At 71.5% G+C, this 26,432-nt stretch carries 11 protein-coding genes; 9 read left to right on the top strand and 2 right to left on the bottom strand.

The genetic code is table 11. The features are described from left to right. Window positions 1-38: 38 nt before the first annotated feature. On the bottom strand, window positions 39-8,000 hold the full coding sequence (locus tag ACN27F_RS32310; RefSeq protein ID WP_421439250.1) for an SDR family NAD(P)-dependent oxidoreductase: 7,962 nt from the start codon (window positions 7,998-8,000) through the stop codon (window positions 39-41). Window positions 8,001-8,418: 418 nt separating this feature from the next. On the opposite strand from ACN27F_RS32310, the gene ACN27F_RS32305 reads away from it, so the two are divergent. The 7 genes from ACN27F_RS32305 to ACN27F_RS32275 all read left to right on the top strand — a co-directional run bounded on the left by ACN27F_RS32305 (window position 8,419) and on the right by ACN27F_RS32275 (window position 19,074). Then, complete coding sequence (locus ACN27F_RS32305; protein ID WP_421439249.1) at window positions 8,419-9,459, top strand: tetratricopeptide repeat protein; 1,041 nt, start codon at window positions 8,419-8,421, stop codon at window positions 9,457-9,459. Window positions 9,460-9,671: 212 nt separating this feature from the next. Further along, window positions 9,672-12,380, top strand: coding sequence for a fibronectin type III domain-containing protein (locus ACN27F_RS32300; RefSeq protein WP_421439248.1), 2,709 nt, complete (start codon window positions 9,672-9,674; stop codon window positions 12,378-12,380). A 59-nt stretch (window positions 12,381-12,439) separates the two neighbouring features. Further along, complete coding sequence (locus ACN27F_RS32295; protein ID WP_421439247.1) at window positions 12,440-13,441, top strand: AAA family ATPase; 1,002 nt, start codon at window positions 12,440-12,442, stop codon at window positions 13,439-13,441. Between the two features lie 12 nt (window positions 13,442-13,453). After that, the gene (locus ACN27F_RS32290; RefSeq protein WP_421439246.1) at window positions 13,454-14,701 is read left to right on the top strand and encodes a DUF58 domain-containing protein; all 1,248 of its coding nucleotides are present in this window, start codon (window positions 13,454-13,456) and stop codon (window positions 14,699-14,701) included. Beyond that, window positions 14,698-17,094, top strand: coding sequence for a DUF3488 and transglutaminase-like domain-containing protein (locus ACN27F_RS32285; protein ID WP_421439245.1), 2,397 nt, complete (start codon window positions 14,698-14,700; stop codon window positions 17,092-17,094). Before ACN27F_RS32290 ends, ACN27F_RS32285 begins: the two co-directional genes overlap by 4 nt. A 25-nt stretch (window positions 17,095-17,119) precedes the next feature. Beyond that, complete coding sequence (locus ACN27F_RS32280; RefSeq protein WP_421439244.1) at window positions 17,120-17,893, top strand: DUF3159 domain-containing protein; 774 nt, start codon at window positions 17,120-17,122, stop codon at window positions 17,891-17,893. Between the two features lie 170 nt (window positions 17,894-18,063). Then, entirely contained in the window at window positions 18,064-19,074 is a 1,011-nt protein-coding gene (locus tag ACN27F_RS32275) for a hypothetical protein (RefSeq protein ID WP_421439243.1), read from the top strand. A gap of 319 nt (window positions 19,075-19,393) precedes the next feature. Here ACN27F_RS32275 and ACN27F_RS32270 read toward each other — a convergent pair whose 3' ends face one another. Next, complete coding sequence (locus ACN27F_RS32270) at window positions 19,394-22,309, bottom strand: glycoside hydrolase family 48 protein (RefSeq protein WP_421439242.1); 2,916 nt, start codon at window positions 22,307-22,309, stop codon at window positions 19,394-19,396. Window positions 22,310-23,254: 945 nt separating this feature from the next. Here ACN27F_RS32270 and ACN27F_RS32265 point away from each other — a divergent pair. Beyond that, window positions 23,255-24,823 carry a GH1 family beta-glucosidase gene (locus ACN27F_RS32265; RefSeq protein WP_421439241.1) on the top strand — a complete coding sequence of 523 codons (1,569 nt, stop codon included), beginning with the start codon at window positions 23,255-23,257 and terminating at the stop codon, window positions 24,821-24,823. Between the two features lie 102 nt (window positions 24,824-24,925). Then, window positions 24,926-26,413 (top strand): protein kinase domain-containing protein, encoded by a 1,488-nt coding sequence (locus ACN27F_RS32260; RefSeq protein ID WP_421439240.1) that lies wholly within the window; start codon window positions 24,926-24,928, stop codon window positions 26,411-26,413. Window positions 26,414-26,432: the final 19 nt, after the last annotated feature.

The raw sequence follows: 26,432 nt of genomic DNA, 5'->3' as shown, positions 1-26,432 counted from the left end.
ACCCCACATGCCCCTCGCCTGTGGACGTGACATGCCGGTCACCAGCCAGAGGCGGTGTAGACGACCGACGTGACAGCAGGGTCGCCCCAGGCCAGCTCGCGCAGCAGGCTCAAGGCGCCTTCCTCAGGATCGATCAGGTCGATGCCACGGCGCGCGTACTCCCGGCTGAGCTCGGCGGAGACCATGCCGCCGTGCACGGCACCGGGCGCCCACGGCCCCCAGTGCACCGTCAGGCACCGCACGCCGGCGCTGGCCGACCAACGCCCGCCGATGCGGTCCAGCGCGTCGTTGGCCGCGGCGTAGTCGCTCTGTCCACGATTGCCGTACGCCGCGGCGATACTGCCAAAGAGCACCACGAACCGCGGCTTGGCCACGTCGCCGAGTGCCTCCAGCACCGTCGTCGCGCCCTGCACCTTGGTCTGGAACACCCGGTTGAACGAGTCCGGGTCCTTCTCGGCGATCAGCTTGTCCTCGATACGACCGGCGGCGTACACGACGCCGTCGATCCGTCGATACTCGCCGGCGATCTCCTTGAGTAGTTGCCGGGTGGCGTCGGCGTCACTGACGTCCACGCTGTGGTAGCGGACCTGGCTGCCGAGTTCACGGAGCTCGGCGAGGGTGGCCCGGACCTCCCGGGCGGCCAGGATCTGGTTGGCCGTGCGATCGATCTCGGCCGGCGACCGCATGCCCTGAGCCACCAGCGCGGCGCGCAACGCCGGCTTGTCGGCCGCCGCGGCCAGGGCCGGGGCTTCCACTTGGTCCGGCAGCGCGGTGCGACCGATCAACTCGATCCGGCACCGGCTGGCCGCGGCGAGGGCGCGGGCGAACCAGGGGGTGATGCCCCGGGCACCGCCGAACAGCACCACCACCGAATCCTGGTTGAGGCCGATCGCCTGGGCCTCGGCTACCCCGTCGCCGGCCGGACCCGCGCCACCGGCGGCGAGCGGACCCAGATCAACCGGGGCCAGGTCGATGGTCTGCCGACCCTGCGCCGACCAGGTGACGATCGGCGACTGACCGCCGCTGAGCAGTTCGGTGACGATACCGCCGGCGAGGTCGTCATCGGACCCGCCGGGTGACACCTCGATGTAGCTCACCGACACCTGCGGGTACTCCCGGCTGATGGTTCGGAACAGGCCCGCGAACCCGTCGGTACGTCCGCCGGCGGTACCCACCGCGACCAGCCACCTGATCCCGTTGGCCAGTGCCCGTTGGATGAACGGGAAGATCCCCGGCAGCAACGGGGCGCCGCCGTCGCTGAGCCCGTCCAGGATGACGACGCCGTCGTAGCCGGTCACCAGCTCCGGCCCGTCGCCGAAGATCGACCCGGTGCCACCTGCCGCCCCGTGCTGCGCAAGACGCTCGGCGAGCGGGGCCAGCACCGGCGACCCGCCGGTGATCAGGAACCGGGCACCGGCGAGTGCCGAGGGCGCCACCACCGCGCCGGTGGCCGGAACCTGTCGCGGGACCAGCCGGCGGGGCGCGCTGCCGAGCCTGTCGGACTGACCGCTGTCGTCGGCGACCGTCGGGGCCGCAGCCGCCGCCGGACCTCCCTCGGCAGCCATCCGATCGGCGAGCCAGCCGACCATCGTGCGCACCGTACGAGCACGCACCAGATCCTCCAACTCCGACTCATCACCATCCACCGACAACCGCAACCGGGTCGCCACCTCACCAGCAACCTCAGCCCGCTTGATCGAATCGATACTCAGATCAGCCTCAAGATCCAAATCCAACTCGATCAAATCCACCGGATAACCGGTCCGCTCACTCAACACCGACAGAATCGCCTCCTGGAACTGCGCCACATCCACCGCAGGCCCAGCAGCAACCGACGCAGGTCCAGCAACCGATACGGGTGGCGCGGCCGCCGGTGCAGGTGTCGGTGGCGCGGTCACAGGGGGCGCGGCGACGGCCACCGAGGCCGCAGCCGCCGCCGAACCTCCCTCGGCAGCCATCCGATCGGCGAGCCAGCCGACCATCGTGCGCACCGTACGAGCACGCACCAGATCCTCCAACTCCGACTCATCACCATCCACCGACAACCGCAACCGGGTCGCCACCTCACCAGCAACCTCAGCCCGCTTGATCGAATCGATACTCAGATCAGCCTCAAGATCCAAATCCAACTCGATCAAATCCACCGGATAACCGGTTCGCTCACTCAACACCGACAGAATCGCCTCCTGGAACTGCGCCACATCCACCGCAGGCCCAGCAGCAACCGACGCAGGTCCAGCAACCGATACGGGTGGCGCGGCCGCCGGCGCAGGTCCAGCAACCGATACGGGTGGCGACGTCACCGCGACCGACGCGCCGGCACCGGTCGGGCTGGTGGCGCCGGAGGCCATCCGATCGGCGAGCCAGCCGACCATCGTGCGCACCGTACGAGCACGCACCAGATCCTCCAACTCCGACTCATCACCATCCACCGACAACCGCAACCGGGTCGCCACCTCACCAGCAACCTCAGCCCGCTTGATCGAATCGATACTCAGATCAGCCTCAAGATCCAAATCCAACTCGATCAAATCCACCGGATAACCGGTTCGCTCACTCAACACCGACAGAATCGCCTCCTGGAACTGCGCCACATCCACCGCAGGCCCAGCAGCAACCGACGCCGCAGCCGGCACCGCAACCGGCGCAGGTCCAGCAACCGATACGGGTGGCGCGGCCGCCGGTGCAGATGTCGGGGCGGGCGCCGGGGCGACCGCGACCGCCGCAGCAGGGGCAGCGGCCACCGGCACGGGACTAGGGGCCACCGGCGCGGGACTGGGGGCCACCGGCACGGGACTGGCGGCCGGTAGGGCCGCAGCCGCCGGGGCGAGGGCCGCCGGGGCGGCCACGGCCGGTGCGGGTTGCGGTGCGGTCGCCGGTGGGTGCGCTACCGGGTGCGCGGTCGCCGGAAGCGACGTCGCCAGCGGATAGGCAGGTGCCGGCGTCCAGCCGTTGCCGTACTCGGGCCGCTCGCCGAAATAGGCGAGCATGATGTCCCGCTGCGAGGCGATCAGGTCCCTGCTGGTCCGCAGGTAGTCGCTGAGCACCTCGTCGCGGCTGTCCCGGCGGTGGCCGTTGCCGCCGCTGCCGTTCGCACCGACGTACCCGTTGCCGTCGCTGCTGCCGTTGGCGCCGGCACCGCCGTTGCTGTGCGGCGAAGTCGGCACGTGGGCACCGCTGTTACCGTTACCGTTTTCGATGGATGCAGTCATCGACAGCTCCTTGACTTGTCGGGGAGGCGTCATGCCGCCGGGCAGCGGGTGCCCGTGCTGGTCGCGTACCAACTGACCGTCGACCGTCCAGACGGGCCGACGCGACGCAGGCTTCGAGGTGACCTCGGCGGTCCGTCGGCCCCGGAAGAGCCATCCGGTCTGCACCGGCACCCCTGCGCAGGCCAACTCGGCCAGGGCGGCGAGGAAGCCACGCAGCCCGCCCGAGCGACGTCCGTCGCACGCGACGGCGAGATGGGGCCGGTCGCCGAGCACCGCGTCGACCAACCGGGTCAGGACCTGGCCGGGTCCGGCCTCGACGAAGATCCGGGCGCCGGCGGCGTACATCGCCTCGATCTGGTCGACGAACCGCACCGGGGCCCCGATCTGTGCGGCGAGCTCATCGCGTACCGGGTCAGCTCCGGTGGGGTACGGCTGAGCGGTGCGGTTGGACCACACCGGGAAGGCCGGCGCATCGATGCGGTGGTTGCCGAGCACGTTCCGGAACGTCGTCACGCCGCCGGCGACCACCGGGCTGTGGAAGGCGCAGGCCACCGGAATCGGCCGGGCCGACAGTCGGGCCTGCTTGCACGCGGCCACCGCCCGCTGCACCGCCGGTGTCGATCCGGAGATCACCACCTGGGCCGGAGCGTTGTGGTTGGCCAGCACCACCTCGCCGGTCAGCCCGGCCTCGGCCAGCACGGTCTCGACCTGTGCGGCCGTGCCGGCGACGGCGGCCATCGTGCCCGGGTCCGCGCCTGCCGCCGACAGGATCGCGTCCGCCCGCTCTCGACTGAGCGTCAGCAGGGTACGGTCGTCGAAGGCGCCGGCCGCGCTGAGCGCGACCAACTCGCCGTAGCTGTGCCCGCCGGCCATCTGCGGGCGCACGTTGACCCGGCCCAGCAGATGGTGCACGGCGAGCCCGCCGATGCCGAGCACCGGCTGGGCCACCCGGGTGTCGCGGACCCGCTCCTGCTGGCCACGATCGTGCTCGTCGTCGAAGGCGGCCGGCGGGAACAACGGGTCGGCGTAGTCGCGGCCGATGTCGAGGAACCGGCGCAGCTCGGGAAAGCTCACGAACAGTTCGGCGAGGGCACCGGGGCGTTGGCTGCCTTGTCCGGGGAAGAGGAAGGCCACCTTGCCATCGGCAGCCGCCGCGCTCGTCGGCTGATGCAACCCGCGTGCCGGGTCGTGGTCGCCGGCGAGTGCCCGCCGCAGCAAGGCGGCCAGCTCGTCGAGATCACCGGCGACCACGGCTACCTGTACCGGGCCGGCACGGTTCTCGGTCTCCCGGGACTGGGCCGCGGCCAGGTCGCGCAGCCGCCAGCGGCGGCCGAGCGCATCGCGGGTGTCGATGGTGGCCAGTAGTGATCGGATCGTCTGGTGCGCACCGGCCCGGTCCCCGGCCCGGAAACAGAACAGCTCGGCCGGCCAGTCGTCGCTGGCATGCCGCGGCTCCGGCGCCTTGTCGTACGCGCCGAGCACCGCGTGGAAATTCGTCCCGCCGAAGCCGAAGGCGCTGACCCCGGCGAACCGTTCGCTGGCCGGAGCGGTCCACGGCCGCGCCTCGGTGTAGAACGTGAACGGGCTGCGATCGGGATGCCACGCGGGGTTCGGCCGGGTCAGGTTGATCGTCGGCGGCTTGACCCCGGTGTACAGCGCGAGCGTGGCCTTGATCAGACCGGCCAGCCCGGCGACACACTTGGTGTGCCCGATCTGCGACTTGACCGAGCCGAGCGCGCAACTGCCCGCAGTCGCACCCGCCTCGCTGAACATCGTGGTCAGCGTCTGCAGTTCGGTCCGGTCACCGACCACCGTACCGGTGCCGTGCGCCTCGACCATGCCGATCTGGGCCGGCGACACACCGGCCTGCGCGTACGCCCGGTCGAGAGCCCGGCGCTGCCCTTCGGCGCGCGGCGCGGTCAGCCCGAGTGCCCGGCCGTCGCTGGAGCCGCCGAGGCCCTTGACCACGGCGTAGATCCGGTCCCCGTCACGCTCCGCGTCGGACAGGCGCTTGAGGACGACGGCCGCGACGCCCTCGCCGAGCGCGATTCCGTCGCCGGTGCTGTCGAAGGAGCGGCACCGGCCGGTGGGGGACAACGCGTGTGCCGAGGAGAACATCAGGAAGTCGTTGATGCCGTTGTGCAGGTCGGCACCACCGCAGATCATCAGGTCGCTGCCGCCGCTGGTCAGCTCCTTGCACGCGGCGTCCATCGCGGCCAGCGACGAGGCACAGGCGGCGTCCACCGTGTAGTTGGGCCCGCCGAGATCGAGCCGGTTCGCCACGCGGCCGGCGATCACGTTGGCGAGGACACCTGGAAACGAGTCCTCGGTCACCGTGGGCAGTTGCTCGGACAGCTCGTCCGGGATCTCGGCCAGGTAGGCCGGCAGCATCGTACGCAGGGTCTGGGCGTGTCCCATGTCGCTGCCGGCCTCGGCACCGAACACCACACCGGTACGCGAGTGGTCGACTCCGGCCGTGCCCGGGACATAGCCGGCGTCGACGAGTGCCCGCTGGGACACCTCCAGCGCCAGCAACTGGGTCGGGTCGATGCTGGCCAGCGCGGACGGCGGGATGCCGTACCCGATGGCGTCGAACGGAACCTGCGCGATGTAGCCGCCCCACTTGGAGACGCTCACCCGGCCGGCCTCACCGGGGCCCGCCTCGGGCGCGTAGTAGATGCTGGTGTCCCAGCGTTGGGGCGGCACCTCGGTGATGGCGTCGGCGCTGTCGAGGATGGTCCGCCAGAACGCGGCCAGATCCGCGGAACCGGGCAGGATGCAGGCCATCCCGACGATCGCGATGTCCAGTGGCGCGGCTTCCGCCACGATGTCCGGCGGCGTCCACGCGGCCCGCAGGCGCCGCGCCTGCTCGGCGTGGTAGGTGGCCGCCGCCTCGGTGACCGTACGGTGCAGGGCCGCGACCGTGGTTTCGGCGTCTCGCAGCACCGCGACCTGGCCGGCCATGTACAGCCCGTCGCGTAGCTGGGTGGCCTCGTCGACGTCGACGAGCGCGTCACCGTCACGGCGCTTGCCCTTGCTGGCGATCCGCAGCCGGCCGACGTTGAGCAGCTCCAGGTGCTCCCACACCTGCCGGTTCTCCACCCCGGCGGCCTCAAGCTCGGCACGCAGCGCGTGGAAGTCCTCGACGAACCCACTGTGCAGACACCGGGTCACGTGCCCGGGCGCGGTCTCCAGCAGGGCGGTGCGGCTGGACTCGCGGGCCATCCGGGCGAAGGCCGGCTGGATCGCGCCGTGCCGTACGGCTTCCTCGGTGAACAGGTAGGCGGTGCCCATCAGCACACCGACCTGCACTCCGCGCCTGGTCAGCGGAGCGGCCAGCGCGGCGATCATGGCGGCGGACCGGTCGTCGTGGATGCCGCCGGCGAAGAAGATTTGCACTTCGGCGGCCTGCTCGGGCGGCACGCTGTCGAGATACTCGGTGAGCACCGCCAGCTGTGCCTCCCACAACGGGAAGCTGGCCCGCGGGCCGATGTGGCCGCCACACTCGGCGCCTTCGAAGATCAGTCGGCGGGCACCGGCGCGCAGAAACTGTCGCAGCAGACCTGGCGAGGGTACGTGCAGGAAGGTCCGGATCCCGTTGCGTTCGAGCTCCTTGGCCTGCGGCGGACGGCCACCGGCGATGATCGCGAAGCGCGGCCGGACCCGACGGATCACCTCGAGCTGGGCGCTGCGGATGTCGTCCGGGGCGAAGCCGAGCACTCCGACCCCCCACGGCCGGTTACCGAGACGCTCCGCCGTCTCGCCGAGCATCTCCTCGGTCCGCGCCCCGGTGGCCAGCGCCAGCGCGATGAACGGCAGGGCGCCGTCGGCCGCGACCGCCTCGGCGAAGCCGGCCTCGTCGCTGACCCGGGTCATCGGCCCCTGCGCGATCGGGACTCGCAGTCCGAGGTCACGGGCGAGTGGCCCGCCGGGTTGCAGTGCCTCGACGGCCGCGGTGTCGGTCACCGTGTCCACGATGGCCGCGCGGATGCCGCGTACCGCCGCCGCGGTGTCCGTCCAGTGCTTGGCGAATTCCGCGGCGAGCCAGCCGTCCTGGCCGACCGGAAGCAGGTCCGCCCGGGCGAGCGGCCCCGCGGCCCCGGGTCGCATGGTCCGGGGTACGCCCCGGTAGCCACCGGTGAGCACGCTTTCCGAACCGTCCATCCGGCGCAGGGTGGCGAGCACGTCCGTGGGCAGATCGGACTCGGGCATCAGGGCGAGCTGGCAGTCCAGGACGACGCCGGCGGCACCACCCATCACGCAGGCCGCCGCCGTGTACGGCCCGATCCCACCGGCCGCCCACACCGGCAGGTCGAGCCCGTCGGCGGCGACCAGCTGTTGCAGCAGCACGAAGGTGCTGAGTTCGCCGACCTCACCGCCGGACTCCATGCCTCGGGCGATGAGGCCGTGCACGCCCGCCGCCGCGGCGGCGCGGGCCGCCGCGAGACTGGTGACCTCGGCGAGTACGCGGTACCGGGGCACGATTTCGGTGAGGCTCCAGGGCAGTTCGCCGGTCACCACCACCATCTCGATCCGGCCCGGGGCGATCCGTTCGATCTCGTCGACGGTGGCCAGGCACCCCGCCGGCACCCGGATGGCGAGCGGTTCACCGGACCAGGACACCAGCTGTTCCAGCGCACGTAACGTCTGGACCTGCCCTCGGGCCAGGTCGAGTACGCCGATGCCACCGCCCCGACGGGCGGCGCTGGCGACGCGTGGGCTCGGTTCGATCTCGCCGCACGGGTTGTAGGCGATCACCAGGTCACGCATGTCGTGTGCAGTACTCATCAGACTCCCGCTTCGTGAGCAGTGGTCTCGGATTGGATGCCAGCCGCCGGAGGATCCCCCGTTGCGGCAGCTAGGAGCGAATATTTCGCATCAATGGATGTCACTCCTCGGAGAAACTTAGCGGCGCTCAGTTACACCCGTGTGAACTTTCGCGACCAACCAGTTGGCCTCAGATCGGTCAGTATTGAGGCGACTGCCCGAAGCTTGACGATCTGAACGGTCGACAACCGCCGATCGGAGCGATATCTAGTGAGTCCAGTCACATCGGACCGAGATTGTCATGACAGTCCGCTTGGATCCGGCCGTTACGGCACGCCGCCGGCTCTCTGTCCAAGAGGACGCTTCGACCCCCCGACTGGGTTCGCATCCCACGGCCGCCTTGCTGGCGTGCCGGACAGGCACCGGGCAGCATGGCGACGTGGCTGAGCCCTCCCTTCTCGCCGACGTGCGCGACCGTGCCTTGTCGATGCGCGGCCGCGGTGACATCGCCGGAGCACTCGACTATCTGTGGCGCGTCCTGGAGTCGGCCCGATCCGCTTTCGGCGCGGACGACCCGCAGGTGCTGCAAACCGGACGCTTGCTGGCCGCGCTGCACCGCGACATCGCCGACCTGGCCACCGCACGCCGGCTGGTGGAGGACTCCCTCGCCGCCGCTGAGCGCCGTCTCGGCGGTGGTCATCCGGTCGTGCTGGAGCTCTGCTTCGACCTCGCCGTGATCGCCGACGAACTCGGCAACCGGCATGAGGCACGACGCAACTTCGCGCAGGTGGCAGCCACCGGCCCGGCAGTGTTGGGCGACGGGCACTGGCAGGTCCGGACCGCCCGCGAGTACCTGTCACGGCGACCACCTGGTGCCGCCATCGAGCCCACGGCGGCGGGCCCAGCAGGCTCGGCGACCGTGATCGACCGGCCAGCAACGCCGGACCAGCCGGCAACGCCGGACCGACCGGCGCCGCGCACCGCGCCGCAAGCCACGCCCGCACCGGCCAGGACGCCGACCGTCCGGCAGGGTCGGCAGAGGACGCCCGGGGTCGTGGCGGTCGGCACCGCCGCGGCGGCCTTCCTGGCCGCCACGGTCGCCGTGGTGGTCGGTGTCGCCGTCCTGCTCGACCGAGGCACCACCGCCCCGGTCACCCGCCAGGAGCCTGACGTGGATCCGACGCCGACGACCCTTGGTGAGCCGCCGGCGAATCTGCGTATCACCGACGACCGGACAGCGGTGACAATTACGTGGACCGATCCCACCGCCGGCACCGTACCGTTCGTCGTCGCGAGCGGTCGGCACGGCCAACAGCTCGGCGCGTTAACCACAATCGATCCCGGTCAGACCACGTTTACGGTCAACGGTTTGAATCCCGAACTGGACTACTGCTTCGCTATCCTCGCCGCCTACTCGACGAATGAGTACAGCTCCTCCGACCAGGTCTGCACACAACGGTTTCGGCCCGTTGCCGAATAACCCGGGCCGGCCACGCTGATCTGCGGAAACGTGAAGGATCGTGGCAATGCCAAGCATCGGACCGGCGTTGTCCACAGGCACATCGACACGGGTTTCCGCGACACCCGATCGAACCTTACGATGCTTGCGGTCCGCCACAGTGGGACCGCGCCGCTTCGCGAGCCGCTCGACCTCGGGCGCAGTAGACAGCCGGCAGTCCCGCGACGACGCACATGGAAAGGCAACCGGCTGTGGTCACAACGGACAAGGGCACCGCGGACAAGGGCACCACGGGCAGGCCGACCGATGCCCGCCGACACCGGCCGCCCGGTCGGGGTGCTCTGGTGACCGCCGGCACCATCGCCGCCCTCGTCACCGGCCTGGGGTTCACCCTGCTCGGCGTCGGTTCCGCCGACCGTGCCCTCGCCGGTTTCGACGCCAGCTCGTGGTTGTGGAGCTCCACCCGCAGCGAACTGGCCCGGGTCAACGGGATCACCGGACGGGTCGACACCCGGGTCGGGGTCGCCGACGCACAGGCCCACCAGACGCAGGTCGTCCAGACCGATCAGTTCCTCCTGCTGCGGGACCTCGCCACCGGCCGGATCAGCTCGCTCAACCTGGCGACCTTGCAGATCGACGCGACCACCCGCGCCACCAACGGGCTCGGGGTCCGGGTCGCGCTACACGGCGATGCCGCCTTCGTGATCGACGCCGTACAGGGAACCGTGCGTCAGCTGGATCCGCGTTCGTTGCGGCCGATGGGCCAACCCATCCAGTACCCGCCGGGCCTTGCCGGCGGGTTCTTCGACGGCACCGGCCGGCTCTGGGTCGGCGTGCCGAGCGAGGGCACGGTCTCGGCGATCACCGCCGCGCCGCTGCCGGAGATGCCCGAGACACCGGCCGACGACGTGGCCGACCCGCCGGACGCTGCCGGATCGGGCACCGGCACGGGTGGCCCCGGCCCGACGACGGTGCGCACCGAGGCCGTCGCGCCACCGAGCAATGAGCTGGCCCTCACCGCACTCGACGACGGGGTCGCGGTGCTCAACCGCACCACCGCCACGCTGACCGTGCTGCATGACGACAGCCGCCGGCAGGTTTCGCTCGATCTGCGCGGGCCGGCCACCGTGCCGCCGCGTAGCACCGGCGAGCCGATCGCGGTGACCGTGCCGGACGACCGCCGGATTCTCCTGGTCACCGGCGACGACGTACGTGAGATCACGGTGCCCGGCCGCGGCTCGACGCTGCGTCCCGCCCTCGCCTGGGCCGGCCGGGTGTACTGCGCCGACGAGCGCACCAGGGAGATCTTCGCCTTCGACGGCAACGGCGCTGAGCTGGACACGATCAGCATCCCGGAGGCGAACGGACCGCTGGACCTCGAGGTCCGCGAGAACCACCTGTTCATCAACGCGCCCGACGCGTCGAGCGCCCGGGTGGTCGACGACCGCCACGAGGTACGCGCGGTGGACAAGTACGCCAACGGCGTCCTTGGTGGGGACCCGCCCCCGGCACCACCTCCCGCGCCGCCGCCACCGCCACCCGCGGCCGGCCCGCCGGGCGCGCCGCGCGAGGTCAGCGCCGCCGCCGCCGACGCGACGGTCCGGGTCAGTTGGCGTGCCGCGCCGGACAACGGAGCGGCCATCACCCGGTACGTGGTCAGCGGCGACGGACGCACCTTCGACGTCGGCGCGAACCAGCGGTCGTTCGAGGTCACCGGCCTGACCAACGGTGAGACGTACCGCTTCTCGGTGCACGCGGTCAACGCCGAGGGACGCGGCCCGGCCCGGCGGTCGAACCCCGTCGTCCCGACCGCCGAGGTGCCCACCGCCCCGGCGGAGGTCACCGCCGAGGCGAGCCCGGACGGCTCGGTGCGGGTCGACTGGTCAGCGTCGGACGGGCAAGGCGCCGAGATCATCGGATACGTGGTGACCGCCGTTTCGGCGGACTCCGCCGTGCCGGCCGACGAGCCCGCCGGCACCGGAACCATCCTGCCGGCGGGCACCTTGGACTACGGCACCCAGTACGCGTTCACCGTAGTGGCGGTCAACGACCGGGGCGCCCACTCGGAGGCGTCGCCGCTGAGCAACACCGTCGTGCCCTTCACGACGCCCGGCGAGCCGGTGACGCTCACCGCGACGACCGTGGCCGACCAGCGCGGCGTGATCCGGGTCGACTGGACGCCGGCACAGGGCAACGGGCGCCCGGTGACCGGGTACGTCGTACACGCTGGCGACCGGCGTACCGAGGTGGCCACCGGCACCGAGGTGACGGTGGCCGGGCTGGGTGACGGGGCGGACGTCACGGTGACGGTGCATGCACGCAACGAGGCGGGCGACGGTCCACCGGCGACCGCCACCGCACGCACGGTGGCGGTGCCGAGGGTCACCATCACCGGTGCCTCCGCCGACACCGGCTCCATCACCGTCGCGTTCACCGTCGACAGCGGGGGCGGCCAGACGACCTGCAGCGCCGTAGCTGACGGTGGCCGAGCTGTCGGTGGCGATTGCGACAGCATCCGGGTGTCCGGGCTCTACCCCGGCCGGTCGTACACGGTGACCGTGCGCGCCGACAACGTAGCCGGCGCCGGCACCGCCACCCGCGCACAGGTCACGACAGACCTCTTCGGGGTGGCGACCTGTGTCAACGGCCCGGACGGCGACCAGCGCACGTACTGCGACGCCGATGTGCCCGGTCGCAACGGCAACGAGATCTTCTCGGTGCCGCAGCAGGACGACAGTCGGCAGGTGGGCTGGGTGCCCAACGGCAGCCGGCTCCAGGCCCTGTGCCGGGTGCCGGGCCAGCACGTCGACGCCTGGATCTACAACGGGCACAAGGCGAGCACCTGGTGGATCAGGGTGGCCTACGACGGCCAGAACTACCTGCCGTGGGCCTGGCTCAATCTCGCCGGTGGCGACCGGCTCGACGCACTGCCCATCTGCTGACCGCCACCGTCACCGACCCCGTCGACCCGAACCCACGCCCTGCGAGGAGATCATCCGCCGTGACCTCGACCGCACCACTCACGCCGCACGAGGTGCACCGGTTCACCTCCGTCGCCGCCGGCCTCGCCAGCGGGATGTCCACCGTGGTGCTCGGCAAGCCGACCGTGGTACGGCTGATGCTGACCGCGCTGTTCGCGCCGGGACACGTGCTGCTGGAGGACGTCCCAGGGGTCGGCAAGACCACCTTGGCCCGAGCGCTGGCGGCGACCGTGCACGGACACTGGCGACGGATCCAGTTCACACCGGATCTGCTGCCGGCCGACGTGTCCGGCGTGACCATCTTCAACCAGTCGACCCAGAGCTTCGAGTTCCACCCCGGACCGGTGTTCGCCAACATCGTGATCGCCGACGAGATCAACCGGGCCTCGCCGAAGACCCAGTCCGCCCTGCTGGAGGTGATGGAGGAGCGGACCGTCACGGTCGACGGGGTGTGCCATCCCGTACCCCGGCCGTTCGTGGTGGTGGCCACCCAGAATCCGGTCGAGATGGACGGCACCTACCGGCTGCCGGAGGCACAACTGGACCGGTTCCTGCTGCGGCTGTCCGTGGGCTATCCGGACGAACAGACCGAGATCGAGATGCTGCGCGGCGCGGCGCGACGCTCACCCGATGCGCTCCCGGCGGTCACCGACACGGCCACGGTCGGCGAACTCATCCAGCTGGCCGAGCGGGTGCACATCGCCGACCCGCTGCACGGCTACGCGGTCCGGCTCGCCGCCGCCACCAGGTCCCACTGCCAGGTGCGCGTCGGCGTCAGCCCTCGTGGAGTGATCGCGCTGGCCCGGGCCGCGCGCGCGTACGCCCTGATCGACGGCCGGGGATATGTCCTACCGGAGGACTTCAAGACGCTGGTGGAGCCGGTCTTCGGGCACCGGCTGCTGCTCACCGCCGACGCGCAACTGCGTGGAGTGACGGCGGCCGAGGTGCTCGCCGACGCGGTCCGTTCGGTGCCGGTCCCGCTGCCGTCCAGCCAGCCAGCCCCGGCTCCGGTAGGCGTGTGAGCCGGCGGACCCATGACGACAACGCCTCGCTGTCTCGGCTTGAGTATCGCCGCCGCGCTGCTCACCGCTGCCGGCTCCGTGCTGGACTACCCGGAGATCGCGCTGCTCGGGGCCGCCGGCCTCACCGTGGTGGCCTATGCCGGCGGCTACGTGGCGTGGCAACCGCGACTGACGGTACGCCGGTCCGTCGAACCCGACCGGGTCGGTCGCGGGGAACGCTGCCAGGTGAGCCTGGTGGTCGGCAGCGCACGGCGGTGGGGCACGGTCAGTCTGCTTGCGCAGGAGCGCTGCGGCCGGCGTTCGCTGCCGGTCGCGCTCGACGGGATTCGCGTCGGCGGGCAGACCACGATCCGCTACGCCGTGCCGACCGACCGACGCGGCGTTCTGCAGATCGGCCCGCTGCAGGTGCTGCGCCGGGATCCGTTCGGACTGGTCAGCGTCGTTCGCGAGCACGGCGAGCCGGTCCAGATCTGGGTACGCCCGCGGGTGTACGCGCTGCAGAACCTGCCGGTCGGGGTGGCCCGCAGCCTCGACGGGCGGACCGACCGGGTACCGCACGGGAGCATCACCTTCGACTCGCTGCGGGAGTACGTCGTCGGTGACGAACTGCGGCGGGTGCACTGGCGGGCCACGGCCAGGCTCGGCCGGTTGATGGTGCGCGAGCAGGTGGACACCAGCCTGCCCCGACTGGTGGTGCTGCTCGACAACCGGGCAGCCGCCCATCCGGACGGGATCGACGCGACGTCGGCGACGTTCGAGGCGGCCTGTGAGGCCGCAGCTTCGGTGGTCAGCGCGGCGATCCGGGCGGGGCTGGGCCTGTCGCTGTGGGTGGTGGCCGATCAACCGCCGCGCCCGACGGCCGCTCCATCGCGACCGTCGCCGCCGGTGAGCACGCATCCGATGGACCGGTTGGCCGAGGTCACCCTGACGGCCGACGACCGGATCACCGGCGCCGACGCCCTGCGGGTGACCTGTGAGCGGCTACGGCACCAGCGGCCGGGCGACACGCTGGTGTTTCTCACCGGCACCGGCGATCCCGACGCGATCGCCCGGGTCGGCGCGCTGCGTACGGTGTTCGCCTCGGTGCTGATCGGCCGGATCACCGGTGCGGTGCCGGCCGGCACCGCCACCCGCGACCCGGCCGGCACCGCTGCCGTACACCGGCCGGGCGGCCCGGCCCACCGCGACGGAGTGCTGGTGGTGGAGGCGACCGACGGGGCCGGCTTCGCCGCCGCCTGGGACGCCGTGGGTGCCTGGTGACCGGCGGGCGACTCTGGTCGGTAGCGCATCGGGCGGGCATCCCAGGGGTGCTGGTCGCGCTGATCGCGAGTGCCGCCGCATCGCTCGGACGGATATACGACGGCTCGCTCGCGAGCTGGTTGGTGACCGGGGCCGGGGCGGGCGCGGTGCTGGTCGGCACGGCCGCCCGACGGTTGCCAAGCTGGCAGGCGACGGTCCTGTCGGTGCTGTCCATGTGCGGATATCTGCTGGCCGCCGGCTGGTACACGGCGCACCGCGCCGAGCTGCCGGAGCCGGTGCCGCCACTGCTCGTGGAGGCCGCCGCCAACGGCGTCCCTCGGTTGCTGACCGCGATGATCCCGGTGGAGCCGGTGCCCGACACGGTACTGGTGCCGGTCGTGGCCGGCTGGCTCGCCGGCCTGGCCGCCGTCGAACTGGCCGTACGCGGGGGCCGTGTCCTGCTCGGATACCTGCCGCCGGTGCTGCTGTTCGCTGCCTCGTCGTTCGTCGTGGGGCCCAACGCCGGACCCGGCCTCGGCCACAGCCTGGGCTTCGTCGTCGCCGGCGTGCTCGGGCTGGCGCTGACCGCCGGGCCGGCACCGGTCGCGTCGTCCGCCGAGGACTCGGCTGGCCAGGCCGGTGGACCGCTTGGCCGGCCGGTGACGGGCCGGCCGGTGACGGGCCCTGCGGCCCGGTTGCGGCTGCGCTCCACCCTGCTGTCCGCCGCCGGCGTCGGCGCGGTCCTGGCGGTGGTGGCGTTGACCGCGCCGATGGTCCTTGCCCGCATCGCCACCACCGGCGTCGACCCACGCCGTTACATCACACCGCCGGTGCTGGACAGTCTCGACGAGAATCCGCTGGCCCGGATCTCGGGTTGGGCGCTCGATCCCGATCAGCCGCTGTTCGACCTGCGGGTCGGCGACCGGCGGGCCGGGACACCGCCACCGCCGGCCCGGCCCGCCGAGGCGGTCCGGGTGCGGCTCGCCGTACTGCTCGACTACGACGGTGTCACCTGGCACATCGGTGGTACCTACCGCAGCGCGGGTCGGGTACTACCAGCGGTGGACGGCGCCACCGGGCAGTACCCGTCGGCGGACGCCGCCGCCGGGCCGGCGGACACCCTCCGTCAGGAGATCACCATCGGCGAACTGTCCGGTCAGCTGCTGCCGGCAGTGGCCGCGCCGAGCCGGGTCGACGGGATCCGGGTCGGGTACGACGCGGACAGCGGCACCCTGCTGCACCCGGAGGGCCTGCGGCCCGGTCTGGCGTACACGGTCGACTCGGTACCGCCGCGACTGCCGCTCGATCTGCTCGGTACTGCGGACGTACCGGCCGGGGAACCGGTCGCCCGATCGCTGCGGGTGCCGGCCGGCGCACCGGCCGGGCTGACTCGGCTGGCCCGGCGACTCGCCGAGGGCGTCGGCGCACCGTACCAGCGGGCGTTGGCGATCGAACAGTTCCTCGCCGAGCACTACCGGTTGGTCGCCGACGCGCCCAGCGGGCACGCGTACCCGAATTTGGAGTTCTTCCTGTTCGGCCCGGGTGACGGCGGCGGTCTACGGGGGACCTCCGAGCAGTTCGCCACCGCCTATGCGGTCCTGGGCCGGCTGGTGGGACTACCCACCCGGGTGGTCGTCGGGTTCACCGCCACGGCGGGCGGCGGGACCGTCTGCGCAGCGGACGCGTTGGCCTGGCCGGAAGTGCTTTTCGCCGGCATCGGCTGGGTTCCGTTCGATCCGCTGCCCCGGCCCGACACCGAGCCGCGACCGGTCGAGCAGGAACTGCGTCCAGCGCCGCGGGAGTCGCCGCCGCCGGCGGAGAACCTGCTGCCGCCGGTCGAGCCGGCGAGGTCGCCGGCTCCGGCCGCCGCGGCACCCCCACGGCGCTCCCCGGCGATCCACCTGGTGGTCCTGGCCATGGCGGTGATGCCGCTGGCCGGCGCGGCCGGATGGTCGGTCGGAGTGGTCCTGCTCCGCCGCCGGCAACGCCGTCGCCGGCTCGGCACCGGTACGCCGGCAGACCGGGTCTGCGGCGCCTGGCAGGAGGTCGTCGACGCGCTGCGACTGGCGGGCAGGCCCGCTGCGGCGCACCTGTCCGCGACCGAAGTGGTCCGGCACGCCGGCGGCCTGCCCGGGGCCGCCCGACTGCCCGCGCTGGACCGTCTTGCGACGCTGGTCAACGCGGCGGTGTTCGCGCCCGGCCAGGTGACCGGTCCGCAGGTCCACGAGACCGGCGAACAGGCGACCGGCTACGTCCGCGCGCTGCGCGCCAGCCAGTCGTGGTGGCGCCGGATCGGCTGGTCGCTGCGGCCGGGTCCGCTGTACTGGCACCGGGTGCCGCGCGGTGCGGGCCAGCGGGCGGATGGCCAGGTTCGGACGAGACATTCGCCGCAAGATTCGGTTAGGCTGCCCTAAGGGCATCGACCGTGGGAGGCTGGCCATGGCCGCAACGGCGGACGGCACCCGCACCGACGACACCACCGACGGCATCCGGGCCGAGACCCTAGGCCAGCTGCTGGGCGGACGGCGGGCGGCGATCGAGGCCAGCCTGCCACCCGTCGCCTTCGGCGTCGGGTGGTGGCTCGGTGGCGAGTCGATCTGGGCCGGGGTCCTCACCGCGATCGCGACCAGCGCGGTCGTCGCGGCCGTCCGGCTACGCCGCGGCGATCGGATACGCTCGGTTTTGATCGGACTACTCGCCGTATGTGTAGCCGCACTCATCGCGCTCAGTACCGGACGCGCCGAGGACTTCTTCCTGCTCCAACTGCTGTCCAACGCCGCGAGCGCGCTGGCCTGGACGATCAGCATCCTGGTCCGGTGGCCGCTGCTCGGCGTCGTGGTCGGCACGGTGCTCGGCCAGCGGGGCCGCTGGCGGCGGGATCCGGGCCTGTTGCGGGCGTACCGCCGGGGCAGTTGGGTGTGGGTGTGCCAGTACGTGATCCGGGTCGCGGTCTTCGTTCCGTTGTACTTCGCCGACCAGGTCGTGGCGCTGTCCGTTCTCCGCGGCGGGCTGGCCTGGCCACTGGTCGCAGCGTGCCTGGCGGTCAGCTGGTGGGTCATCCAGCGGTCGCTGCCGGCCGGGCATCCGGGGCTACGCCATCCCCAGGTGCCGACGCCGCACACTGCCGAGACCGACGAACCGGCGGGTGAGACCGCCACGGGGAAGCGGCCTCACCCGAATCCGACGCTACCGGGAATCCGCCCCGAGCGGTGATCTTGGCCGGCTGATGCAGCCGGCAACCGTCACGGTCGAACCGTCCGGCGTGTGCCGAGGGGCCGACCATTCGCGTCCTACCGGCTTGCCGTCCGACCCACGATCGCCCGGTTGTGGCTAGCATGACCACGCTGTCCTAACGTATCCGCACGAGGAAGGCCGGCGTTTCCGTGGCCGAGGAACCTGCAGCCCCCGCTGGCGCCACCGACCGCAACGATCGAACTGCGGAGAGTCCAATAGATCAGCCCACTGTCGAGTTCGCCGCGCTCGGCAAGCAGCCGACGGCACCATTCGTCGACGAGGCCACCGTCGAACAACCGGTCGTCGGTGCGCGTGGCCGGCCGCCAGCGCCCGCCGGCGTCCTGACCGGGCCGACAGCTGAGCAGGCGACCGTCGGTGGCCTGGACGAGCCCACGGCCGAGCAGCCGGTGATCACCCCGGCCAAGCCTGCTGGCGGTTCCGCGACACCGGTCACGACCGCGGTTGCTCCCCCGACCCCGACGGCCGTCCCGACCCCGACGGCCGTCCCGAGCGCACCGCCGGACGAACCCGACCGGTTCATCGCCGTGGTCCGCAGGTACGGATGGGTGGTGGCCGCAGGCGGGGTGGCCGCCGTGGTGCTGCTCTGTTCGTCGCCGTTCATCTCCGGAAACGGTCTGCTGTGGAACCCCGCTGTCGCGCCGGAGACTCCGCTGCGCCCGACGGTCACCGGCGAGAGCGAATTCGCCACGCCCACCCCGGTGGCTTCGGAGTCGACCAGCCCGGCACCGGTCTCCGGGGCTGGTAGCGAGCGGGAGCAGGTGCCGGCCGATCCGGCGGTGCCGCCGCCGGCACCCGAGTCGCCGTCCCCGCCGGCACCGCCTGCCACGCCCACGGCCGGTGCCACCAGCACCGCCGCACCGCCGCCGGCTCAGCCGGTGTTACTCGGCCCGGACAACGACGACGACCTGCGCCGGATGCTTGACGACTACTGCAAGCAGACCTTCGGCTGGCAGTGGATCGCCTGGCCCGACGGCCGGTCGGGCTCGGACGACGGCGATTGGGAATGCGTCTGGCCGTGGACCAACAACGACCGGCGGTTGGACGTCCAGCGGGCGTGCGCCCAGCGGTACGGCGAACCGGTCTACGCCGAGTTGGGCAACCGCCGGGACCCGTACAGCTGGCGGTGCTACCGACGCTGACCCGGGTCGAGCGGCCGACAAGGTAGACTCTGACGATCTTGAATTTTGAAGGGCCCGAGCCGCAGCCGCGACGGCCGGCGGTCGGCCGGACAGATTCGGGACCGTCGGGAAGAGGCAGAAACAGGGGTGTGGTGGGCCGGCCCGGATCGCTGCGTTGGCCAATCCGGGCCGACCCACCACGGGCTGGCCTGACCGTGGGAATCAGGCCGTCTGTGGGCTTCGGCGCCACCCGACGTGGCGCCGGAGCTCGGTGGGACGGGTGCTTGTCAGCTGAGGGTGTCCGGGCGGACGGGGCCGGCCGGCCGCCCGGACACCGGTCCTACTCGTCCGGGAACAGGTGACCGAAGTCGGCGAAGGCCATCGCCAGGTCGGCCTGTGCCCAGAACCGGTGGTAGCGGAACTCTGGCTCCGGACCGCCGTTGAGGTACGCCTCGACCTTCGGCCAGTCCGGGTCGTCGAGGTAGAACGAGCGGATGTCCAGGAAGCTGGCGCCCGGCTCGATCGCGTCGCCGTTGGGCATGGTGCCGCTCCACCCGTTGGGGATGTAGAGGCCCTGCCCGGTGGAGGCGTTGTAGACGTCGTCGAAGCGACGGTAGTCGCCCCGCGACTCCACCGTGGAGACACCCTGCGCGTCCGCGTTGAGGTACAGCGCGTCCAGCAGGCCCTTGGCGGTGTCCCGGGCGGCGGTGTCACCGGAGGCGGCCGCGTACCACATCAGGGTCCGGGCGTAGGCCGACGCGACACCGACGTCCTGGCCGTAGCCGGTGACCTCGACGTGCAGGTTGTTGTTGGCACCGGGGTTGCTCGCGTTCCAGGTGTCCGGTGCGCCGGTCCACTCCATCGTCGACGGGATCGAGAAGTCGCCCCCGGTGCCGATGTCGGTGTGCGCGATGGCCCACGGAACCCACTTGTCCAGGATCTGCTTGGCCCGCTGGTCACCGTCGACGTAGTACAGCTCCGCGACCCGCTGCAGCGACCACACCTGCATGCCGAACCACTCGTTGCTGCCCGGGTCGTGGTACACCGGGTGCTCCGTGTAGTACATGCCGTAGAAGGTCGGGGTGCCCGACGGCGGCTGGGCGTAGGAGCCGTCCCAGCTGTTCGTCGCGCCACCGGCGATCGCCCCTTCGGACGACTGCAGCCACTGGTAGAACTCCATCTGCCGGTTCAGGCTCTGCGTCCAGTCCTGCACCGCGGTGGAGCCACGCGGACGCAGCTCGGCCACGTTGGTCAGTGCCCAGGCCGCGAACGGGTTCTGGTAGCCGAAGTGGTTGTGGCTGGAACCGATCCGCCACGACCATCCCGCCGAGGGGTCGGTGGCACCACCCCAGGCGTAGTACCAGGACATCAGGTAGTGCGCGGAGTCCTTGCCGGTGCCGGCCGGGCAGCTGTTGGCCCCGACGCAGTTGCCGATCCGCTTGAAGTACTTGTCGAACATCGCGTACCGCAGGTAGTCACCCATCCGCGCGGCCTTGGCCACGGTCTGCGCGATGTCGCCCTCGTTGCCCTGCTCCTTCGCCCAGGTCAGCGCCCAGTAGGCGGCCTGGACGGCGCGAGCGTCGGCGTCGGGGGCGTTGGTGTACTTCCACTGCGACGCCGGCGTGTTGCTCTCGGAGATGAACAGGTCCAGGTAGCCGTTGGGGCCACCGTGCACCTTGGTGTCGCAGGACGGCTGCGGCACGGTCTCCCAGACCGACTCCTGCGGACCGCGCTGGAAGGTGTTGATGTACGCCGGACGGGTAGTGCCGTCGCCGCAGAAGCCGTACCCGTAGGTGTTGTCCACGTCGAGCAGCCAGTGCATGCCGTAGATCTCACCGGTGCCGTACGCCGACTGCAGCTCGCTGCGCAGCGGGTCGGTGCCGACCGGCACGTTCTGGTCGAGTGCCGACGGGTACTGGTCGGGGCGCAGGTACTCGGCGGCGTACTGCGGGGTGCCGTTCACGCCGGCGGTGGGCTGGTCCGCGGTGCCCGGGATGATGTACTGCTCCATCACGGTCCAGGCGTTGTTGAACGGTGCCCAGTCCTCGGTCACCCGGCCGTAGTTGGCCTCCAGCCACAGCCAGAAGCTGAACGCCTCGGAGGTGGTCTCGTGGCCGTGGTCCGGTGCCTCGACGATCAGCGTCTCGATCGAGTGGTACGGCACGCCCTCGGGGCTGAAGTAGCCCGAGTTCTTGATCTTGCCGTACTGCTCCAGGAAACGCTCGACGTACTCGTTGTCACCGCCACCGGGCGTGTCGTTGTCGATCTCGGTGACCACAATGGCCAGCGGCGCGATACCGGAGGCGGTCGCCGTGATGGTGGCGGTGCCGCTGGTCGTGTCGCTGTCCTCGGCGGCGGCGACGTTGACCGTCGCGCCGGTGTTCCAGTTGCTCGACGTGAGGGTCACCGACGACGGCGAGCGGGTGATGCTGCTGTCGCCGGAGATCGCCAGGCTGACCGGCACGTTGCCGCTGGGCGCGGAGCTCAACCGCAGGTTGAAGCTGGCGCTGCCGCCCTCGTTGACGCTGACCGACGACGGGGTGGCCACCAGGGAGGGCCCGGAACTGGCCGGGTTGACGGTGAACGCCCGTTCGGCGGTGGCGCTGGCGCCGGCGTTGTCGTACGCCCGGGCCTGCACGGTGTAGCTGCCCGCCGGCAGGTCCTCCATGACGTACTGGTACGGGCTGGTGGTGTCGGTGTTGACCAGCAGGCCGTTGCGGTAGAACTCGACCCGGGCGACGGTGCCGTCGGGGTCGCTGGCGGTGGCCGTCAGCGGCACGTCGGCCGGCGCGGTGAACGGTCCGGCCGGGACGGTCAGACTTACCGTGGGCGGCTGGTTCTGTGGGGCGCCGTTGCAGGTCACGCCGTTGATGGAGAACGAGGTCGGCCGGGGGTTGGATCCGGTGTGCGATCCGTTGAAGCCGATGTTGGTGGACTGGCCGGTGGCGAGATTGCCGTTCCAGGCGGCGTTGGTCGCGGTCACGACGTTGCCGGACTGGGTCCAGTTCGCCGACCAGCCCTGGGTGACCTGTTGGCTGCCGGGGAAGGTGAAGCGCAAGGTCCACCCGGTGAGGGGGTCACCGAGGTTCTCGATCGTCACGTTGGCGGTGAAGCCGTTGTTCCAGTCGTTGGTCGCATAGACGACGTTGCAGGCGGTGGCTGCGTTGGCGACGCCGGGGGCGACGGCGACACCTCCGATTGCCAGCGCGCCAGCGGCGAGCAACGCCAGCCGCCGTCTCGTTGCGGTCAATCTCATCTGCGGGGTTCTCCTCGCGGACCAGGCCGAGGGGACAGCTATGCCGCCTCGGCTTGGCGCCTTCAGCGTGGTGGGCGATGTCGTGGAGCAGCGCGTCGGACGCAAGGCGCCGGATGGTGGTGAACCCGTCCCGGACCGGGATCGGCTTACGGCGGAGGGCCCGATGGGCAGCTCCGGTTCATTGCGTGGCGCCGGACCGACTCGGAAGGGTCGGGTGCCCTCGGCTACCTGCGTCGCGCGGTCTGGTGGCTCCCACCCGCGATGGTCGACAGTGTTACATGGGAGCGCTCCCGCAGCAAGTCTCAACCGGGCACCGATCGTCGACAGGTCTGCGGCCACGAGATTGAGCAGCAGTTCGGGAGCGACGTTGACCCTGCTGAACCCGGGTCTTCCGACACCAAGATGTTTCGATCTCGTTTTAGGTCTTTCACAAACCCGTGACGGGTACTACAGTCCAGAACCAACGTCGATGGGAGCGCTTCCATCGATGGAAGTAGCAACACGCGACAGTACACCGAACTTGGGGTGGCGCGACCGCTACGGCGGGGCACCACCACCGGTCGTACAGCCGCCGGCGGGCCAGCCCGGACACCGCCGACGACTGCAGACACCACCGGGAGAGGAGGTGGATCCAGAGCCACTCGCGTGGCCCGGCTCCCGCGCGTCACGCACGACCTGGACGCCAACCGCTCGTGCGTGTGAGCAACTGATGGTGGGGACGGGGGTTGCCCTCCCCGTCCCCACACTAGTTTCCCCGTCGACACGGGGAATCGGTCGACCCGACAACCCGCTCACCCATCCGGTCGATCACCGGCTCGCAACACCGGTCGCCCGGCACCGTCCCGCGCCGGCGAGAATCGCGGATCGCGACGACGTCCTGGACCGCCGCCCGGCTGCTCTCGCCAACCAGACATCGACGCAACCACCACGTCGAGGAGAGCCCCGATGGCCGTACTGTCCCGCCGGCATCTGCACCGCCGGGCCGAACGATCCGCTGCCCGACGCACCGCCCATCCCACCACCCCATCAGCCGGCGGCGGTAGGTCAGCGGAGCCGGCCCCAGCAGTCACCGCTGACCCGCCAGGACCCAGCGATCCGTCACGACCCAGCGACCCGCCGGGCGTCAGCGACCCGCCAGCACTCAGCGACCTGCTGGGCTCCGACGCGGCAACGCGGGTCGGCCCGGAACGGCCACTCGGACTGCACTTCCCGAACACCTTCCGGTGGGGCGCGGCGACGTCGGCGTACCAGATCGAGGGGGCCGCCAAAGAGGACGGTCGGGGCGAGTCGGTCTGGGACACCTTCAGCCACACGCCGGGCCGGACCCGCGGCGGGGACACCGGCGACGTCGCCGCCGACCACTACCACCGGTACGCCGGTGACCTGGACCTGATGCGTGATCTCGGACTGCACAGCTACCGCTTCTCGATCTCCTGGCCACGTATCCAGCCCGATGGCACCGGCACGCCCAACCAACGCGGTCTGGACTTCTACCGCCGGCTCGTCGCCGGGCTGGCCGACCGGGGCATAGCGCCGATGGCGACCCTGTTCCACTGGGATCTGCCACAGGCGCTGCAGGACGTCGGCGGCTGGGAGTCACGTGATGTGGCGTACCGGTTCGCCGAGTACGCCCAGATCCTCTTCGACGCGCTCGGCAACGAGGTGCCCACCTGGCTGACCATCAACGAGCCGAAGACCGTGGTGCAGAACGCCTATCTCAGCGGACACCACGCGCCGGGCACACCCGACCGGCAGGCCGCCTACCTCGTGGCCCACCACCTGCAGCTGGCACACGGACTGGCGGTACAGGCGCTGCGCTCGACCACCGCCGCCTGCCGCATCGGTCCGGCCCTCAACCTGCACCCCTGCTACCCCGCCGACGAGTCCCCGGCCGCTGCGGCGGCGGCCCGGCTGTACGACGGGTACGAAAACCGCCTCTACCTGGATCCCATCTTCTTCGCCAGCTACCCGCCCGACGTCCTCGCCGACCTGGGGCCGGGCAGCCGGCTGGCGGACGGTATCCGCGACGGCGACCTCGCGATCATCTCCACCCCGATCGACCTGCTGGCGGTGCAGTACTACACGCCGTTCTACCTCACCGCCACCGGCGACAAACAGCAGCGGTGGCCGACGTCCGAGGCATCGTGGCAGCAGCTCTACCCGGACGGCATGTTCGACGTGCTCACCCGGGTGTACCGCGACTACGGCGAAGTACCGATCACGATCACCGAAAACGGCCTGCCGACACCCGACCGGCTCGCCGAGGACGGCTCGGTGGACGATCCCGGACGGATCAGGTTCCTGCGCGACCACCTCGCGGCCGTACACCGGGCGCTGAGCGCGGGCGTCCCGGTGGAGAGCTACCACGTGTGGTCGTTGATGGACAACTTCGAGTGGGCCGAAGGCTACGAGCAGCGCTGGGGGCTGATCTACGTCGACTACCCCACCCAGCGGCGGGTCCTCAAGCGCAGCGCCCACTGGTACCGCAGGGTGATCGCCGAGCACGCGATCTGAGCCGACGGCCGGCAGGCCGCGATGTCCGCCCTAGGGTGGAACCCGGCAACCGGTCACGGCGATCGGCCCGCACCGGCCGATCGGCCGGGACAGACTGTGGCCATGGTGTTCGGTCCCGGCCTGTGCCTCGATCAGCGATACGTGCTGCTCGATCCGATCGGCCGGGGCGGTATGTCGGAGGTCTGGCGGGCCGACGACGAACTGCTGGGCCGACCGGTGGCCGTCAAGGCGCTGGCACCGCCTATCGCGCCGGCACTGCGGGCGGCGTGCCGGCAGGAAGCCCGGGCGGCGGCCCGGATCACCCATCCGCACGTGACCCAGGTGTACGACTACGGCGAAGCTCGCCTCGCCGGCGCGCAGGTGGTGCCGTACCTCGTCCTGGAACTGGTCGAGGGCGAGAACCTCGCGGCACGGCTGAGCGCCGGACCGCTGCCCTGGCAGGCTGCGGTGTGGCTGACCGCACAGATCGCCAGCGGCCTGGCGGCGGCGCACCGCATCGGCGTGGTGCACCGGGACGTCAAACCGGGCAACATCATGCTGACCAGCACCGGCGCCAAGATCCTGGACTTCGGTATCGCCGTGACGGTGGACAGTCAGCCGGAACCTGAGGCCGGATGGCTGCTCGGCACTCCCGCCTACGCCGCACCGGAACGGCTTCGGCACCTGCCGGCGCATCCCGCCGCCGATGTCTACGCCCTCGGCGCCATCTGCTACGAGATGCTGACCGGCACACCACCACGGCCGGCGCGCACCTGGCGCGAGGCCGAGGCGCTGCTGGCCCGGCCCGACGCGTTGCCCGCACCGATCGCAGCCGACCTGCCGGACTCGATCGCCGAACTCTGCCTGGGGTGTCTGAGCTGGGACCCGACGGCCCGGCCCGGAGCCGCCGAGGTCGCTGCCGCCCTGCACGCCGTCCTCGCCGTGACGGTGGAACTTCCGCTGCACGGCAGGCGTACCGTCGACCCCCCGGCCGGCAACCGCACCCTCGTCGAGCGGCCGCCGGCACCACGTGTCGTGCCGGTCGCCGAGGCGCCCGGTGGCGACGCGGCGGCCAGGCCCACGGCACCGGCGCTACCCGGCGACGGCCTGCTCCCCGCCCGGCCCTCTCTCCTCCTGGTGGGACTGGCGGGAGCCGCCGCAGCGGCGGTACTGGCGGTCACCGTGGCGGCCGCCGCCTTTCTCGTCCCGCCACCGCCGGTCGGCGACCAGTCGGCCAGCGACCGGTCGGCCGCGCGAACATCACCACCGGCCGGGGCCGGTACCGCGCCCCGGCCGCCGCCGGATGCCGCAGTCGCACCGAGTGATCTGCTCGCCACGGCTACCGCGGTCCTCGACCAGTTCGATCTGCTCGTCGCCGACGGGGCGAGCACCGGACGGATCCGCACGGACGCCGCCGCCGACCTACGCGACGCGACCGACAGCCTGCGCATGTCGGTGGCGGAGGGCACGACAGCCGGTCAGCTCCGCGAACGCGTCGACGATCTGCGCCGCCGCCTCGCCGGGCACCGGCGGGAAGGCACGGTCGGAGCCGACGAGTCGGTCCAGCTCGACCTGATGCTCGCCACGCTGACCGCGCAGGCGGCGGACTGAGTACCACGGAGCGGGTTCA

The organism is Solwaraspora sp. WMMB335 (genome assembly GCF_049179075.1).
In the GTDB taxonomy this organism is placed as follows: Bacteria; Actinomycetota; Actinomycetes; order Mycobacteriales; family Micromonosporaceae; genus Micromonospora_E.
Note: the sequence above shows the minus strand (reverse complement) of the source record. Positions and strands in the feature narration are given on the sequence as shown.

Excerpts from the sequence above, each read along its gene's own strand:
- ACN27F_RS32310 (WP_421439250.1), bottom strand. The coding sequence starts at position 8,000 with ATGAGTACTGCACACGACATGCGTGACCTGGTGATCGCCTACAACCCG.
- ACN27F_RS32300 (WP_421439248.1), top strand. The coding sequence starts at position 9,672 with ATGGAAAGGCAACCGGCTGTGGTCACAACGGACAAGGGCACCGCGGAC.
- ACN27F_RS32290 (WP_421439246.1), top strand. The coding sequence starts at position 13,454 with ATGACGACAACGCCTCGCTGTCTCGGCTTGAGTATCGCCGCCGCGCTG.
- ACN27F_RS32280 (WP_421439244.1), top strand. The coding sequence starts at position 17,120 with ATGGCCGCAACGGCGGACGGCACCCGCACCGACGACACCACCGACGGC.
- ACN27F_RS32270 (WP_421439242.1), bottom strand. The coding sequence starts at position 22,309 with ATGAGATTGACCGCAACGAGACGGCGGCTGGCGTTGCTCGCCGCTGGC.
- ACN27F_RS32265 (WP_421439241.1), top strand. The coding sequence starts at position 23,255 with ATGGCCGTACTGTCCCGCCGGCATCTGCACCGCCGGGCCGAACGATCC.
- ACN27F_RS32260 (WP_421439240.1), top strand. The coding sequence starts at position 24,926 with ATGGTGTTCGGTCCCGGCCTGTGCCTCGATCAGCGATACGTGCTGCTC.